This is a genomic window from Dawidia soli, assembly GCF_018598185.1.
GTDB lineage: Bacteria > Bacteroidota > Bacteroidia > Cytophagales > Cyclobacteriaceae > Ohtaekwangia > Ohtaekwangia soli.
In genome coordinates, this window is record NZ_JAHESC010000055.1 from 26,164 (window position 1) to 43,037 (window position 16,874).

At 52.5% G+C, this 16,874-nt stretch carries 10 protein-coding genes; 3 read left to right on the top strand and 7 right to left on the bottom strand.

The window, feature by feature from the left end; genetic code table 11:
* Positions 1–47: 47 nt before the first annotated feature.
* Both KK078_RS26305 and KK078_RS26310 read left to right on the top strand, forming a co-directional pair.
* Positions 48–2,756 (top strand): T9SS type A sorting domain-containing protein, encoded by a 2,709-nt coding sequence (locus KK078_RS26305; RefSeq protein ID WP_254093324.1) that lies wholly within the window; start codon positions 48–50, stop codon positions 2,754–2,756.
* A 201-nt stretch (positions 2,757–2,957) separates the two neighbouring features.
* Positions 2,958–4,124 carry an OmpA family protein gene (locus tag KK078_RS26310; RefSeq protein WP_254093325.1) on the top strand — a complete coding sequence of 389 codons (1,167 nt, stop codon included), beginning with the start codon at positions 2,958–2,960 and terminating at the stop codon, positions 4,122–4,124.
* A 23-nt stretch (positions 4,125–4,147) separates the two neighbouring features.
* Here KK078_RS26310 and KK078_RS26315 read toward each other — a convergent pair whose 3' ends face one another.
* On the bottom strand, positions 4,148–4,846 hold the full coding sequence (locus KK078_RS26315; protein ID WP_254093326.1) for a DoxX family protein: 699 nt from the start codon (positions 4,844–4,846) through the stop codon (positions 4,148–4,150).
* A 174-nt stretch (positions 4,847–5,020) separates the two neighbouring features.
* Between KK078_RS26315 and KK078_RS26320 the strand changes: the two genes are divergently transcribed.
* Positions 5,021–5,362 carry a HopJ type III effector protein gene (locus KK078_RS26320; RefSeq protein ID WP_254093327.1) on the top strand — a complete coding sequence of 114 codons (342 nt, stop codon included), beginning with the start codon at positions 5,021–5,023 and terminating at the stop codon, positions 5,360–5,362.
* Between the two features lie 170 nt (positions 5,363–5,532).
* Here the strand turns inward: KK078_RS26320 and KK078_RS26325 are convergent, their stop codons facing one another.
* From KK078_RS26325 to KK078_RS26350, 6 genes are all read right to left on the bottom strand, one after another.
* Positions 5,533–6,762, bottom strand: coding sequence for a hypothetical protein (locus KK078_RS26325; protein ID WP_254093328.1), 1,230 nt, complete (start codon positions 6,760–6,762; stop codon positions 5,533–5,535).
* 3 nt (positions 6,763–6,765) lie between these two features.
* Positions 6,766–8,370 carry a hypothetical protein gene (locus KK078_RS26330; protein WP_254093329.1) on the bottom strand — a complete coding sequence of 535 codons (1,605 nt, stop codon included), beginning with the start codon at positions 8,368–8,370 and terminating at the stop codon, positions 6,766–6,768.
* Between the two features lie 57 nt (positions 8,371–8,427).
* On the bottom strand, positions 8,428–8,967 hold the full coding sequence (locus tag KK078_RS26335) for a hypothetical protein (protein ID WP_254093330.1): 540 nt from the start codon (positions 8,965–8,967) through the stop codon (positions 8,428–8,430).
* A 37-nt stretch (positions 8,968–9,004) separates the two neighbouring features.
* Positions 9,005–10,318, bottom strand: coding sequence for a hypothetical protein (locus tag KK078_RS26340; protein WP_254093331.1), 1,314 nt, complete (start codon positions 10,316–10,318; stop codon positions 9,005–9,007).
* 34 nt (positions 10,319–10,352) lie between these two features.
* Positions 10,353–14,939, bottom strand: a complete 4,587-nt coding sequence (locus KK078_RS26345) for a hypothetical protein (RefSeq protein ID WP_254093332.1) — start codon at positions 14,937–14,939, stop codon at positions 10,353–10,355.
* A 44-nt stretch (positions 14,940–14,983) separates the two neighbouring features.
* The coding region (locus tag KK078_RS26350; RefSeq protein ID WP_254093333.1) for a hypothetical protein at positions 14,984–16,874 on the bottom strand (1,891 nt) is incomplete at its 5' end.

Sequence of the window (16,874 nt, forward strand, 5' to 3'; positions counted from 1 at the left end):
CCATAGCCGAGATCATTTTCACTCGTTCCCTAATAACCACGATGCCTATGACCACCCGAAACACGCTACCCACAACGATCACCGTCGTATTTCTGCTTCAATTGATCATCTTACCTTCGATGGCCCAGATAACCTGGCCGTCGGGTCAGCTTCTACCCTCTTTTCCGGCAAGCGCATCGACACAGGATCTGATCACCCTGCGCGAAACTTCCACGCATTGGGAGGCCGAGGGCTCGTCGCTGGGGCACAATACCGGGCGTTTGGAGACCGACGGCTGGTTGTGCCAAACGGGAATCGACGCTGCCAATCAGCACATGATCTACGGGCCTTATAACACGACTATCCCTGCCGGTCCCAACGTGGCCGAGTTCCGGATGAAAATTGACAACAACACGGCCAACAATGATCCCATTGTAGACATCGACGTGCGAAACGCTACTACGGGCCAGATCCTGGCCATGCAAACCCTGACGCGCCAGCAATTTCCCGTGGCCGGAAGCTATACGAACTTCACGCTTCCGTTTAACATGCCGGCCGACAATCAATCGCTTGAGTTACGCGTATACTGGCGCGGCACATCGTATACCAAGGTTGATTGGGTGGGTGTTCAGCAAAACGGTTCCTCGGCCGAGATGTATCTATTTGCTTCTCTAAAAGGTATTGTAAACCGTACGCAGCCTCGGATCTTTTCGTACGAAGGCGATGCGTTTGCCGAAGGCCCTTACACCTGGCTGCAATCGCTGGGCCTGAGCTGGACCGAACCTGCCGACAAGTGGACGCTGATCACCAAATACAGGAGTGAGCTGGCGGGGCTGATCGTATATGATCCCGCGCAGATCCACACCGTCAACCTGGCCACGGTTCTCGCAAAAGATCGCCAGGCATTGATTGCTTCACCGGCATTGGCCGCGCGGTTAACCGCAGCGCCATATAATTTACCGGTCGTGCTGGACCTGCGCGGGCAGTTCACCAGCAAGCTGCAGGTATATCAAGCCCTCTATAACAACTATTGGTCCGGCCTCGACCATCGCCTGTTGATCGGACTGAACCCGGAGGTTCATAAAGCCGCTGCGCGCGAATACGCTGTTGCGCTGGGGGCAGCCGTGATCTGGCTTGATCCGAACGTCGCGGCGGAGAGCACACTGCTGAACAGCTTTTTATCGTCTATGACATCCGGAGCCTGCTTTATGGGCTGGTGGCCCGAAGAGGAACCTGGCGTAACGCGGGCGTCAACGTACGGTATTGCCACCGTTGCCAGCGACTTTGCGACCAACCTCACGGTGCATAGCGGCATGCCCAGAACCGTCAATACCAAGCCCATTCCGCCCAAGCCTGTGCTGCAAAACAAGCTCTATGTTGCCTTCATCCTGAGCGACGGCGACAATCTGCAATATGTAGAGCACCTCATGCGAAAACTCTGGAGCAACCCCGACCGCGGCTCGGTGCCGATCGGATGGACGTTGTCGCCCGCGATGCTCGATGCCATGCCGGGGGCGCTGAACTACTACTGGCAAAGCTCCACGAATAACGACAACCTGATCTCCGGGCCTTCGGGCTACGGCTATGCATACCCCAACAACTGGCCCATCCAATCGTTAAACCAGTTCGTCGCCAAGACTGAAGACTACAATCGCCGTGCGGGTCTGCGGGTTGTGACCATCTGGAACACCATTACGGGGGGTATCAATCAGAATGTAGGTCAGAGCTTTGCCAACCATGCGCCGACGCTGCTCGGCCTAACCGCGCAGAATACCGGGGGCGGGCTGACCATTTACAATCAAAGCCTGCCCGGCATGGCCCTGTCCTGCAACTATTGCACCAACGAGCAGGCCATGAAAGATCATATTTCCTCGGCGTCTTCCGGATGGAACGGGACCTCGCCGCGCTTCATCATTATTCAGGCCCAACCGTGGCAGAACGTTACCCCGACCAGCTTTAAAAATGTTGCTAATTCTCTGGGCGCAGACTATGTGGTGGTGCGTCCCGATCACATCTTTCAGCTGATCCGCGAAGCCAATGGCCTTCCCGTTGACCCGGGCGCCAACCTGGGTCAGGATATTACGAACCTGGGCGGCACGGTCAGCGCACAATACCAGGCAGACTCCCCTGCCGGTGAGGAGTATACAAACCTGGTCGACAACAACACCAACACCAAGTATCTCACCTTCCACGCATCGGCCTGGACACAATACCAGGCGGCGTCGCCTTATGTCGTTACCCGCTATACCATTACCTCGGCAAACGATTCACCCGAGCGGGATCCGTTACTCTGGACGTTACAAGGCTCAACCAATGGCACGAGCTGGACGACGCTCGACAGCCGGTCAAATGAAGATTTTCCCAGCAGGTTCCAGACGAGGACATTCAATTTTACCAACAGCACGCCATACACCTACTACCGGCTTAACATGACCAACAACAGCGGCTCGATCCTGCAACTGGCGGAAATTGAACTATTCGGTATCTCGCCTTCCGCAAGCCGCCTGCAGGCCCCCGTTGTACGCACGACGCAACCATCGGAAACATATGAGCTCGCGGTTTACCCGGTCCCGAGCTCCGATGAATTAAAGGTATTGGGACTCACGGCAAAGGCTGAAATCACCGTGTGTGACCTGGCCGGCGAACAAGTGATCGGTAAAACAACCCTATTGCCTGAACGATCGTCTGTGAATATCAAAGCGTTGAAACCGGGCATGTATGTATTACATATCATATCGGGAGAGGAACAAAAAACGTTACGGTTTATGAAGGAATAATTACCGTACCCTGGGCGCTTATAGTATACGGGCTGTTCAACACTGCCGATGGAGCATCCTCACGATAATGTTAACGCAATATGAAGAAATAGCATACCGGGCGGGTTGTGCGGGGCGAACAGATGATAGGCTATCGAAAAAAGATTTGAAAGGCGTATAGTGTCGTCGATCTTTTCTGTTTTTCGATTTACATTCGCGCCCATGTCTCCAGATCCTGCCCGCGTTACCGCCCTGCGGAATATCCTCATTCTGATTGTTTTCGTTACATCGGGTGTAGTCCAGGCCCAAAACCATTCCGGGGGAACCTATTATGTGGTTGTAGGAGGCTTTGCCGTTCAGAAGAACGCAGAGCTGTTTACAGAGCATGTGCTGGCCGGAAACTATCCGGCACGATATGCGTTCAACCCCGTCCGCAAGCTTTATTATGTATATGTACGGGTTACGGCTGATCGGCAACGCGCGCGGCAGCTGGCCTATCAGTTGCGCCTGGAGTCTGAATTCACGAAAGCCTGGATCTACCAGGGCTCCCTGGAAGGAAACGCAGCGATTGAAGCCCATGCTATCGCAGAATATGATACAGAAACGGGTGCCCCCCACCCCCATTACAACGCCATAGCTGCCGCCCAGTCCGCCGCAACGCCCGGAATACCGACAGCAGACTCTGCTGCGAATACGGTGGCTATCGAAACAGCGCCCGCTAAACCCGCCGGCAAAGAATTTATCTTCCGGCTTACGACAGGAACCGATAACACCGCGGTTTCCGGCCCCGTATACCTCACACAAGAGGCCGGCACACCGCCCCGTCGCATCGTCTCTGATGAGAAGGTTCTTATCCCTCCGCCGGCATCGGGTAAACTGGCAATTGTTTGCAACGTGGTAGGTTACAAGCTCGCTAAGCGGATCGTAGCATACGACAACCCCGGCGATACAACAGCAACCGTTGTTCCCATCAAGCTGGTACCCGTAGCCAAAGGCGATTATATCGAGCTCGAGAACGTCAAATTCTTTGACCATACGACCATCTTCACACCGGCCTCTGAGAACGAGCTTCTGCAGCTTGTAAATCTCATGGGCAATCCGCGCTGCCGCGTGCGCGTCTATGGTCACACCCACAGCAATGAGAGCGCCGACATCACCACCCTCGGAACGGCAAGCAATTTCTTTGCGCCAGACCCGGCCACCAACACCACCCGCCACGGCTCGGGTAAAGAACTATCAAGACTTCGTGCCGAGGCCGTCAAGGCCTACCTCGTCAGCAAAGGCGTTGACGCCGCACGTATCAGCACCAAAGGTTATGGAACCTTGTTGGCAGTGTATGAACAGGCCGCTGCCAACGACCGGATAGAAGTAGAGATCGTGAAAAACTAAGGGTGTGCGGTGGTTATCGCTAACTAACGGCTTCCTGCTACCTTCGCGCGCTCATATTCATCAAGACACGCGTCAAGCGATTTACCCTGGTTATAAATGCAGTCACAAAAGATATTGCATGCCGCCGGGTTGTCGTTTCCGGCGCAGCCGTTGGTGCATTCGAGCTGCGAATTACCCGGCCGAATATCAAACATAAACTGGTTGATCACGACCACCGATATCAGCGCTGCGAGAACACATCCAAAAAAAATCACGGGGAACTTGTTGCTCGAGGTTGTCGGGGGCGGAGATTGTTTGGGTAAAAAAATGTGCTTCAACCGATCGAAGTCCCAGGCAAGCAGATACAGGCTTGCCAGCAGCATGAATGTCGTGATCCGGGTGCCTTCGAAACGCACGGCATAGGTCAGGACACAGATGTTGAGGATAATGGGAAAGTAGAAGATTGCACCGAGTAGAGCTGTCCTGGGAATGAGCAGCAAGAGTGCCGTTACGAGCTGCCCCACACCAATAAAAGTGTAATAGAAACCGGTGAGGTGCAAAGCATCAAAATACTGACCGAGTGGGTGGGTGGCCGGCAACGCCGTAAACCGTTCTCCTGAAACTTTTACGATGCCGGAAGGAATAAATCCCAGGGCCAGCACTACCCGGCAAAAGACGGTGAAGTAACGGAACCATCTGTTGCTTTTAGCTTCCTGATACCATTGATTGAGTCCATTCAGCATACGCGTGCGGGAGTAGTGAATAATGCCCAAGTTATAAAAAGTACTTTTAAATTAAAAGACAAATAGCACTATTGGCCGCCCTGGAGGAGCATCTATTTAAGTAGTCTCAAGAAAGAAATGACCGCTGTCGTGCTGGCAGTTATGACAGGCTGTTTAAATTTGAGAAAAAACTGAATGAAAGAGCAGCTGGCAACTTTGCTAAAAAAGTTAAAAGACAACTCACTCTCGTTTAAAGAGGTGATCGAGTTTATAGAAACGTATTACCAACATCAGCCAACGGCCTTTAAAAATGGAGATCTCCATAATGAAGCAAACCAAAATCAGGGCAGCGCGAAGGTTTTTACTTTCGCTCAGCTAAATAAGCTGGACAAAGGAGATACCCTTTATTTATTTGCGGAGCATTATCAATCGGTGCTAAGGGATCCTGAAGGGACAGATCACCAGAATATCAGGCAATTTATGATCCATGGCTGGCCGGGGATAGTTTTTGAAGGGCAGGCGTTGCTGGCGAAGTAATACCAACTTTTAGCCTTTCAAACGGATCCGTTTAACGAGGCGGCCTTTTTAGATATATCGTACAGAGGGGCAACAAGAAAGCCTTTTTCGCTTTCAGCGGAAAAGGCTTTCTTGCTTGAAAACACTGGAACAAAAGCACCCCGCAACCCAGGCGATGCATTGGTGTGTTCTTAACTATCTCTGAATACTTCTACTTTATTCAAGGACCAGGTTATGTTATTGCCGTTGGCTCCTATTACGCTAATACGTGCATCATTGCCGCTGGTGTCAAAAATAACATCCCACGCCGGCTGCGATTTGAACGTATAGGGATAGAACGTTGCTCCTACTTGTGTCGCTGCCGCATGCCCCGGATTTTTGAATGCAGCGACCAGCTCAAACGAGGCAATGTCACCGTTGGCACCGGATGATCCCCCGGTGCGGCGTGCCGTAACAGTTGCACGTATGGTCACATTCCTATCGGCTGGAATATCGAGTGTATAGAGGATCGCCGGTGCATTGGTCGTCGTTAAAAGAGAGGTGTTGGTATAGGCGAGAAGAAAGCGCCCCCCTCCGCCGGCAATGTCTGCTATGTTTAAGTTCGTTCCACTGATATTGACGGTGTTTGCGCCAGCATCCATATAGATGCTATTCGTCGAGGATAAGAACATAAAACCACTGGACAACAGTAGGATGTCCTGATTCATCGTGATCTGGGATGCTCCGCGTGTAATGGACAGGTTGCGTGTTCCCGCAGCGATGGTCGTGTTCTCGGTTAGACTTCCCCCCAGCTTGATGTTGTCCAAGGTTTTTGTCAACCCGTTTGTTGCCGTAATGGCAGCACCTGCACCAAAGGAACTCCAGACGATTGCCGAGGTCCCGATAACAACCGAATCTGTGTTTTGCCTCCAGGAAGTATCTGCATTAACAGTGCCCTGGTCTACGCTTACCACGGCGTTCTGCAGCTCGTTGGAAGCATCGGCGTCGGTCGCGCGCGTCCATGCTCCGGATGCCACGACATAGATGCCATTGTCACTTTGTGTGGTTTGGTTCTTAACCAACACACGATCGCCGGCCGCCAGGGCGATGCCATCAATCGTCTGTGTTGTGGATAATGTGATGTTCGCTGTGGTGGCGGCACGTACGGAGTTCTTCCAGGCCATAACGCCGCCGCCACCGCTGCCGTTGTTTTTCACGACCAGGTTCTGGTCGGTCAGGCCCTGTGCCCACCAATACTCGGTGCCGCCAATATTAATGGTTAGACCAATGTGCCGTATGCCTTGGGGAATTGCTGCGAGAGCCTCCGCCATCGTTGTGTAAGGCCTCCATGCGCCGGCGTCCAGCACACCATACTTTCCATCTATCGGAGAGTTGTCTGCTACATAAAAGCCAAAGGGGAATCCTAACGGTGTATTTGCCATAGTCTAGGGTATTGTAATGTTATACGTTGCTGATGCTGGGTAAGGGGCACCCAGTTGTGATACATAAATTTTGTAGCTACGGGCGGTTCCGGCAGCATCATTTACGGTAAACGTGTATTTCGTAAATGTATTCCCCACGTTGGAGTTGAAGCCTTCTACGTACTTTACCGCGCTGTCGGTAATGTCCGGTCGCGTGGCTTCGTAGGCGAATGCAATGATCGTCTGTCCTTGCGGTATGCTGATCGAGAAGGTATTGCCAAACGTGCTGCCGGCAAGCGCCCGAACCGCCGCGCTGTTAGCAGGGACGGTAGCGGCGGTACCGTAAAAGCGCAGGTAGTCGGCGACGATCGCAAAATCGCGGGTAAAATTGCCGACCTGTGTACTTTGACCTGTAATTCTGAATACTACCTGGCTGCCTTCATTTAGAAGCGCTATCGCGCCGGGCAAGCTCACTACCTGGTTGCCATCGTTGGCCAATCCTGTGGCGAGGTTCGTGCCCGCGGTCTCGTTGCGTATACTCAACGTGTTGGCTACAATGTTTCCGGCATTCGCAGTACTCCACGTAAACGTTTTATTACCCGCCGCAATGGTCGTTCCGAGCTCGACGGTTTGATTCTGCCCGCTCAGCACAAAGCTGTTGAATGCAGGCGCCAGGTATTCTACTGCCAGATCCAGCAGGACTTGCCGCGCCGTTTTGCCTTGTGCAGGCACCACCTGACCATTGGTGTATTTACCAAGGGTCTTCGAGCCCGATAGCACGACGGTGAAATCCGACGTGAATACATCGCTGGAAACGGACTGCCAGCTGGCGTTTCCGCTGTTGTCAGACACCAGTACCTTTCCATTCTGCTGATTCCCGTCGATAAACTTAAACGAGCCTTCGACGTGCAGGTCTGCGGCCGGCGTGCTGGTGCCTATGCCGACATTTCCTGCATGGTAGTAAATATCGTTTCCCGTAACAAGCCATTGCGCATTTACCGTACTGACCTTATTATCCACATATTCTTTATCCACGAGCGTGCGCGCGTCAAACTGGCTATGCCGTTGTGCATCATACTTGGCGAGGCCACCGTTTACCTGTAGCGACGAGATGTGTATAGCGCGGTCGGTAAGCGATACAATGTTCGTGGTTTCATTAAATGTCCATCCCGTGAGCCGGGCGTAGGTAATCGCGGTGGTCCCTACAATTGCACTGCCGGTATTGGTTACCTGAAAGATGGATTGTTTGTACGCATTGCCCCGGATAACCGAGATGAGCGCCCCCGGACGGATCTCGGCAGTCTCATCGGCATCCGTGGCCCGTACCCAGGCACCTGATTTGGCCAGGTAGATGCCATTCTGTGCGGCATTGCTCTGCCGCCATACCAGCACCCGGTTGTCGGCTTGGAGTAATACCCCGTCTATGGTAAGCAAGCCGCCTGCCGTGAGGTTGACATTGGCTGTTGTGGCCACCATGCAAGCAGCATTCGGGCTGCTGCCGGATGAGATCGCAATGTTCAGGTCGGCGACCGTCGTCTTGCGTGTCTCACCTCCGTTCACAATGGCCAGCAGGTCAGTCTCCTGTATATTTACAGCGCTGTCCAGATCTGAAATTCGTTTGACTGCCATACAAAATTATTGTTTTTTATTGTTTCGGTTTATCATTTATAATCATAATAGACATACTTATTGGAGTATCACTACCGGTACGGCCACAACGTTACTCTGCGCACAGGTGATCTTTATATAGGGGCTGATCACCTGCTGATAGGTTGTAAAACCGCTCTTCGAAATACTAACTGTATTTTCCCGGTCGGCGTGGATCGTTCCCTCATACAAACCACTGGCATTGGTTGTCCCAGCGTTGTTGTGGGAGGGTGATGCGATGGTTACCTGTGCTGCTGAAACGGGGGCATTTGAAGCATTATATACTAGTACGGGAAAATTCTTCAGCGGAAATGTCAATGCACTTACCGGAAGTATTCTGAACCGGTGCGTGTAGGTAAAGAAATCGTCTTTCGACACTACCATGCTATGGGTTATGCCCTCTTCAGCATTTCCATAATAACATCCCTGCTTGTCTGTAAAACCTTCTTCCAGAAAGTCGCCCAGGTCGGTAATGACTACCTTTGCTCCCGCAACATGGTTACGAAAGGCGTCCTGTACGTTTACGGTATACCCGAAATTCAGTACCTCTATGCTAAAACCTTTGAATACCACTGCCATATTTACTCTTTGTTAACGTTTTTACGAATCTTTTTTGTTATACCTGTATTTGCCTTTCATCTTCTTGCAGCAACAGGTCATTATTCTCCTGCGCCAATAGCACGGGGTCGCCGGCACCGCGCAGGGTGATCCGAAGCTGTATACAACGCGTGGTGATGTAGCTCATTGTCCTCACGCCGAAGCTGAGCTGCCCGTTGCCTGCAAGTTTGTAATCATGCGACACTACTTTGTCCCAGATCATGGGCTGATAGGTTGCTCCGGCAATGCCTGCCGCTGTATCAGCATATCGCATCTCTACGGTAATAGCGCCCGGCAACGCCAGGTTGGGATCGGTCGAAACAATGCCCAGCGTGGCTTCATCGAACACCTGGTCTGCATACAGCCGAAGCGTCCGCACCGGCCGCACGGAGCCTAAGTCCACCACAGGAGTTTCAATTATACCGGTATGAATCCCGACGGGCAGCTCAAAGAAGTTGCTTGCGTTGATCGTTACGGCCGAGATCGACCCGCCACCGGAAAGGATTTGAGAAGTCCCCCAGGAGATCGCTTCCGCGAACGCACCGATCGCCGTCTTTCTGCGGCCCGCGGTTTTAAGCGCACTCGCAGGATCAAGTGTATAGTCACCCGCGGTTGGTCGGTTGAACTTCGGATCGACGCCTACCCCGAACTGTTGGAACGCCGGGAATGCTGCCGTCACTGCTGTCGGCGTATTGTACGATGTTCCATTGATCTGTATAACCGAACCCGCCTCCTGATTACAGTAGTCGAAATACGTAAGCGTCGGCGTGTTGAGCTGAAGATTGGTCGTGTTTCCCAGATGACAACTCTCCAGGTGCGCGATGACCGTTGCCGACGGGTTGCTCACACCCACCAATGTACAATTGATCAGTCGTACCGGTGCGCTGCCGGCGAGCGTGGTATTCAAAAGGAGGGTCTGTTTCAGGGTACCTGTAAATGCCGTCAGCGGCGAGCGGAGTGAACATCCGACCAGCTCTTTTACCACGCCATTCACCGCGGCCTGATAACCCGAGATCGAAATATCCTGCAGCGATCCGTTAGCACCCAGATTCATGAATGCCGTTGCTGACGCTGTTCCGCTCATCAGCACTGTGCCGTCGGCTACCAGCCTGCAGCCTTTGCCTTGCCCGTTTACGGCTTCGGTGTAGGTGCCTGTTCCGATTACGATCCTGGCGCCGGTAAGCGCCGCGTTCACCGCCTGTTGAATGGTCTTGTACGGCTTTTTCGGACTCCCGTTACCGGACAGGTTGCTGCCCAGATAGCTCACATACACATCGCCGTCGGTTACCCGCCAGCGTGTACCTGAAAAATGGATTGGATATATAAATGCCATAATCAATATATCATTTTCGTTATACGCTCATTTGCTATACAGTCAAAGGTGCTTCTTCCAAGTTCAGGAGACCTGAGGAGTTTTCTACGTCAACCTTAAAGCGGTGATAGATCCTTCTGCCCTCATTGTCGATCTTAAGAAGGCTTTCCGGCAACTCGTATGCTATAGTCTCTTCGTTTGAGCTTGTCTCATAGATCTTGTACCAGTTGCCTGTCTCCGTCATCTTATAGAGATAGTATGTACCGTTGTAGGTTGTCCTGTTCCAGGTTAGTGTTACGTCTTCCAGGGTGGTACCTGTATCTACTCCTATAACTGCGTTTAACGCAGGGGCCACCGGATTAACTACATCAATAACAGACGCCATTACCGTTTTCGAAGGCAGTGACGGCACATACTCAACGTCCTCTCCTTCGTTCAGGATCTCGCGCAATGCCACTACCCGATAAAAAAGCGGGTCGCCGTACGGAACGATGTCCAGGTCATTAAACTCATCCACAATGGTTGTACTGCCCTGGTCGACTGTTACGTCGGCCGCGAGGGTCATGGTTCTTACCGAGCTTGCGTCCTGTATGCTGGTTGCTCTGTACAATTGAACCTTTCGGATATTTTCTGCAGGCAGGTACGCGTTCAGCTCTACACGCACGCCCGTGCTGGATTGTAGCAAGGCATCTTCTACCTGTGTGGTCACCTTTTTTATCCCGGGTGCTTCCGGTGGGAAGGTGTTGATCAGGCGTACCGGCCCCAGCGCCGGGCTCGGAGCGCTGAACTGAAAGAGATCATTCAGCTCACGAACGAAGTAGAAATAGATGTTCCTGGAAGATCCGTCAAGTGTATAATCCGTAAACCGTACCGTATTGCTTGCGGGCAGTACGACGGCCATGGGCGCAGGGTCATACAAGGGATCTGTGGGAAGCAGGTATTCTCCGTTGTTATTGCGGATCACCGGTCTCCGGTTAACCGTTTTTCTGCCCGAGCGGATCGCAGAATACAGTACAGGCTGCTCGGTCAGCGGAAAGAAGGAACCTTCTATGGCGGCCCTCACCGTGCTGACGATCGTTCCCGGGTTGGGAGCCTGTGCGAATGGCCTCACGGCCGGGTGCGTGGGATCAGGATCCGGAATTATATAGTTGTTATTGTCGGGATTCGGAAAGCGATAGCCGCCGGGTACATATTCCTTAAACTTTCCATCCCCCGCCAGGGTAACCTTTATAAGGTCGCGGAAACGGTCGAAGTAAAATGCCGCGTCTTCCGGCGGCAGCGCTTCGAGCGCGGTAAGAATGGCTCGTACCGTGGCGGGCATATAAAGTGTGTCGAGTATGGCGCGTTCATTCGCACGGTAAAAAACCAACGCCAGCGGTTTTCTTCCTCCTTCGGTGTTTACTGTTGTGTCGAATGTATAGGTAGCCTTGCCATAAAAATCCGGACGGGTCGCAAACACCGCGCCGGTAGGCTGGCCGGGTGCTACCGGAACAATGATCTCGCGAGCGAGCAAAACAGATGCTGTAGAGACAGATGACACAGCCCCCAAGGTGGTATCGACCGAGCGTCCGCCCATTAACGTTTGCTTTATGCGCTGCCCGGTGGCGGGTAACGTCGTTGATTTGGTGAGCACACCTGCCTGAGCTTTCAGATAGACACGGTAGCCCGGGTGAAAATTAACCTGAATGCCCGTACCGGTTTGGATGGTCTCTGCCGCGCCCGCTCCTTCGGGGTCAGTGGCCAGGATCTTCAGGAAGCCGCCCTGCGCGCCGATATCAATTACGGTGAGCACTTTTTTCTCGCTGGCCGACGATGCCAGTGGCACCCGCGCCACCCCACGATACCAATCAATATCGGCATCGGGATGGTCGGCCAGTACAAAACCGGCGAATGTTATTTCATAGATGCCGGTTACCGAACCCGGTATGGGAGTTCCATTTTCATCGACGTCCGGCAACTCTGTTACAGTAGCCGTATCGTAAATCCCACCAATATTGAGCGTGGTGATCGAACCGTCATACTCGGTTACCTGCTCCTGGTGCTCACTGAATTTTACGACACTGATCTCCTTTGCCAGGGGCTGTGCCGTGGTCGGAGCAACATCCGTCCAGTTTGCGGCTTCGCCAAGATTCTCGGTTACGAAGAAACGATCTCCCACCGCCGGCGAGATAAAATCGTCGGTGATGATAAAGCCATCGTTGTTATCGACATCCTGTGCGGACCCTTGTACGATTTTCCTGATGGTGAAAACAGAGCCTTCTTCCTGAACATTGGATTGCTCTACTTTGTCTACGATGTATTGGTTCTGGTCAGACACAAAAATGCTACCCTTAAACCGGGGTTCGTCACCCGCCACAACGCGCGCATTAAAGGTTTGTATTTCGGTGGAGCTGTACGCCGAGAACCCGATGGTCCTGATCTCAACCATATCAGCCGAGATTTCAGTAATGCTCTTGATTTCGCCGCGTACGACCCGGACGGGATTCTGCCGAAAGAACAATTGCACCTTATTTGCCCACTGATGGGCGATGCTGTGCGCATGCGTCCAGTCAAACGTTATCCGGATGAGTGTATGGTCACCTGATGGATTGGCCGTGATCATGGACTGGAGCATTGCCTGCTCGTTTACCGTGGTCAGTACCGGCGGGTCTTCCTGTTGAACAAGCTGCACGGCGAAGTTTAAGGGAGGCAGCAGCGTGGCTATATCTGCCAGCGAGAACGTGGTCTCGGTCTCTTCTATATTGCTCAGCCCCGAGGCACGCGAAAACCAGTTGATGCCGTAGACGGCATATTGATGTCGACCCTGTTCCTCTTCGGTGTGCACATATACCTTGGCTTCGTCTACCTCTTCATAGTCGGAGGTCTCAATGGTCAAGGGTACTGTTTCGTTCACACCCGCTTCATCCTGGTACTCGGGGTCATTGCTTAGCTCGGGTACACGCCAGTCGGGCTCATCCACAGCTTTGTATTTTACGCCATAACAAATCGGGAGCGTGGTATCGGCCGTCGCGAATGTTTCTGCGCTTTCATAGAAAGGCCCAACTGCCGTATCCGCTACGATCGGGTCGATATGCAGGTTTATGATACGAACCGCCGCGTTGGGAATATAGCCTTCTTCATTTGTGATGGTCCGTGTGCTGCCGTTCAATGATTTTAGTCCAAAGCTTAGCGGCTTTAACATGGTAGTTACCGGGAGGCGCTGGTCCTGTCTGCCCGTAGGCAATGTCATAGACGCATGAATAACCGTGCTTGCTGCCTGTCCCGGCTCCAATGAAGCCCGTGTTTCGTACAGGGCCAGGTAGACGTATTTTTCATCGCCTTCTCCCACGCTACCGTCAATATGACCGAAACCAAACATACGGGCAACATGATAATCGGAAGCGATCAACTTGATCATTGAAAGACTGTCAATACTAGTTGCTCCTTCGTCAACACCGCCGGCCTCTTCCGGTGCCGGTGGCGCTTCAAACTCGTAGTCTTCTTCTGTATCCTGGTCAAACGGATCATTCGGGTCCCGTTCCGGGTGGATAACTCTTATGCCGGTCGGGTTATTGGGGTTGCGGCTCAGGTCAAGATATTGCATCACCAGATCTTTCAGGCCTTCTTCACCCGGCCCCTTCGTAATCCAACGGTCAACGTAATTGGGCACATTCACGGTAAAACGGCCCGTCGCCGGGTTGGCTCCGACGTATTTGGGCCATGCCCGATTGATGGAATAAGAAGCATCTTGCAGCCTCCGGAATACGTCGGTGTCATTTAGCGACAATGCAAAATCTTCGCGAACGGCAGTCCACTGGCCACGGGTATTTTTTCCCTGTATAAAATGACGGTAGGTTTCCACCTTGATGACCACCGGAAAACACTGTGTGTAGTCAAACCGGGCATACCGCATGTTCTCACCGTAGACTTTCTTCGCGTCCACAAGCCCCTCCTGGTCCAGCTGGACCACTTGCTCAGCGATGGGTCTTGAAGAAGAGGCGCTGTTTTGCTTGCCTGTTATCGGAAAAGTCTTTCTGGTGGAAAGGTATACTGCAGAGGTTGCCAGATTTTCTTCCGCAGACACGGTTTCTACCCGCAACTGTCCGACGGGGGCAGCCTCAGGTTGCTCCATGACCCATGTAATGGCAAACGCGAGATTGTTCAGCACCTCTACCTCCAGCACGCCGGTGTAGGCTTCGATAAAATCCAGCGCATTCGTGGTGGGGTTAACGGTAGCTCTGACAGCGTCATACGCCGCTACGTCCGCGAACCGGAGTACTACTGTTACTAGTTCACCTTCCGGAAGGCTGTATACCGTGGTGTTGAATCGCCAGCTCCGTGCGGCGCCGCTCTCCAATATCGTACTGGGATCCTGACTTCGCAGGTCAAGGGTTGCCGGATACGTCGTATCATAAGGTGCGCGAAGTACCGTAACAAAATCATTGGGTTTATTGAATCCCCCGGCTGCCGCGAAAGGGCCGCCAGGATTTGCCAGCGATCCTTTGGGCAGGTGGTTGTCGCCGAGTGTCCGAAGGAAGTCCCAGCGCAGGTGCACACCTGGCGCGGAATGATCAGTTCCATCCGAGCCCGCCGCCTGAATGTATAGGTATGGCGACTGTATCCTCGCTCTTCCTGAAATAATGTCTTGCTGTGACAGCGTCATAATCGATATTTTTATGTACTCTTTTACTATACTTTTCTACTGTATCAAATAGTCAGGTTTACCGATACACTATTCAACTCCTGATATTCGGCACCATTAAATTGATAATAGCGGAATGTGAAGACTACCGGCCCTGCAACAAGGTTTAACGGAACGTTGCTGATAAACACTTGGGTATTGTCTTTCGAGAAGATCGCCCTGTGATCAGCCACCGGACCGCCGTTCACCGATAATGTCACGCTCCCTGCCAAAATCGAAGCCGGTATTTTGGGATCGTTAAGCGGTTCAGGGTTCCGTATCAACAGGCCCATAATTGTGCTGTCGGAAGTGTTACGTATAATATTCACTTCCATCGTTACGGCCGGAGGCAATGCGGGCATTTCAAAAATACCGGTCATCAACAGATCGTATGGGTCCTGGTACGTATTGAAGAGCGGATCTGTATCCGGCAATGTGTTGGTCAGCAGTTGCGCTGCTTTTGAGAGTTGTGATCCGCTGAAAGGTTTACCCAGGGTGTCATACACAGCGTTACGCAGGAAAACGCCCTTGTCATCATAAAGCTTGTAGCTGTTAACCTGTCCATCGAAATCAGCATACCGGGAGGTTTGAAATACGAACCGGTGCACTTCTTCGTCTTTGCCGTTATACCGCGCCAGGAAAATGGCGGAATACAGTTTCTGAGGTTTCAGCGGACCCGGGTCCACAGCGGTATTGATCCCGATCGGGTTTATGGGCACCACCTGAACACAGGTACTGCCGCGCGTAAGGTTGTTGAAGAAGGATAGATCCGGCTGTCGTACCGATATTGTGTTGGTCACAAAGCCTACGCCCGTCTGTTCGATGATCTGTTCAGAATCAGCGCCTGGTGGCTCTACCGGGTCTTTGATCAATACCTTCAGGCTACCATTCGTTGCCGCGTTGCCATTATACCCATCAAAGTTGCCATACATGTTGTAGAGGTAGGCGAACTTGTAGAACAGGTATAGCTTGGGCTCATCAAAAAAGAGCGGCTTGGCATTGGTCAGCCTTCCGTCGGCATTAGGGTACGATTTGGCATAGTCGATATAGGGCCGCAGTGTAGCCAGTTGAAATTCATCTTCACGGTCTGCCTGTTTCAGCGCCTGGTATTTCTGAACATAGGAGTGGAAATGGCCTACCGGGCCTTTTGTTCGGAACCCACAATGGAAGTAACGCTCATAGACCCTGTTAGCCGATGACCTCTCTGGTACTGTCACCTCGTCTTTTGTCTTGATCGATATGGCATAGGTTGTATCCGGCCGCCATAACGGGTGTATGGTTTTTGAATATCCATCGGTTATGGCGCTCAGATCGAAGATAACCTGGTCGGTCGTCGGCGTTGCCTGATTCTTTAGATAGTCTTCTACCGAGAGGTAGCAGGCCTGGAAGAACAAGGTCTTGCAAGTAAAGTCTGCGGTCTGCCCGATGCCATTCAGAATGCTATTGGCCAACGCGATCGCTTCTGTCGTGTTTTTATTGCCTGTTGCATTAACAAGGGCCACGAGCGGCTGAAGCTGGTTGATATAGTTATCCAGGCTCGACAACCTGTTTTGCGTGCTTACAATGTCTCTTTGCAACGTCGCCTTTTTGAACAGATAACTGCCTGCCTGCAGCACGTTGTCGTTCTGCTGCGCAGCAGAGGTTGCCGAAAGATTCGCCAGGCGTGCCTGGCTGATCGTATTCAGCCTGAGCTCTTGCAATTTGCTGTTGATCTGTGCTGAGAGTAGCTCACGCTGTCGTATGGATCCCTGGTATTGTTCCAGAAGATATTCTACCGGACTACCGTCGCGCGATGGAATGCGTGGCACCGTCAGCGTCGTCCCGCAGCATGTCTTGCAATCGCACTGCCAGCCCTGACCGCCCCCACCGCCGCCTTCGCCCCCACCTTCTCCCCCCCCGCCATCTCCACCAGTCTCG

Bases quoted from the DNA above. Each gene is read 5' to 3' on its own strand.
- KK078_RS26305 (WP_254093324.1), top strand. From the start codon at position 48: ATGACCACCCGAAACACGCTACCCACAACGATCACCGTCGTATTTCTG.
- KK078_RS26310 (WP_254093325.1), top strand. From the start codon at position 2,958: ATGTCTCCAGATCCTGCCCGCGTTACCGCCCTGCGGAATATCCTCATT.
- KK078_RS26315 (WP_254093326.1), bottom strand. From the start codon at position 4,846: ATGCTGAATGGACTCAATCAATGGTATCAGGAAGCTAAAAGCAACAGA.
- KK078_RS26320 (WP_254093327.1), top strand. From the start codon at position 5,021: ATGAAAGAGCAGCTGGCAACTTTGCTAAAAAAGTTAAAAGACAACTCA.
- KK078_RS26325 (WP_254093328.1), bottom strand. From the start codon at position 6,762: ATGGCAAATACACCGTTAGGATTCCCCTTTGGCTTTTATGTAGCAGAC.
- KK078_RS26330 (WP_254093329.1), bottom strand. From the start codon at position 8,370: ATGGCAGTCAAACGAATTTCAGATCTGGACAGCGCTGTAAATATACAG.
- KK078_RS26335 (WP_254093330.1), bottom strand. From the start codon at position 8,967: ATGGCAGTGGTATTCAAAGGTTTTAGCATAGAGGTACTGAATTTCGGG.
- KK078_RS26340 (WP_254093331.1), bottom strand. From the start codon at position 10,318: ATGGCATTTATATATCCAATCCATTTTTCAGGTACACGCTGGCGGGTA.
- KK078_RS26345 (WP_254093332.1), bottom strand. From the start codon at position 14,939: ATGACGCTGTCACAGCAAGACATTATTTCAGGAAGAGCGAGGATACAG.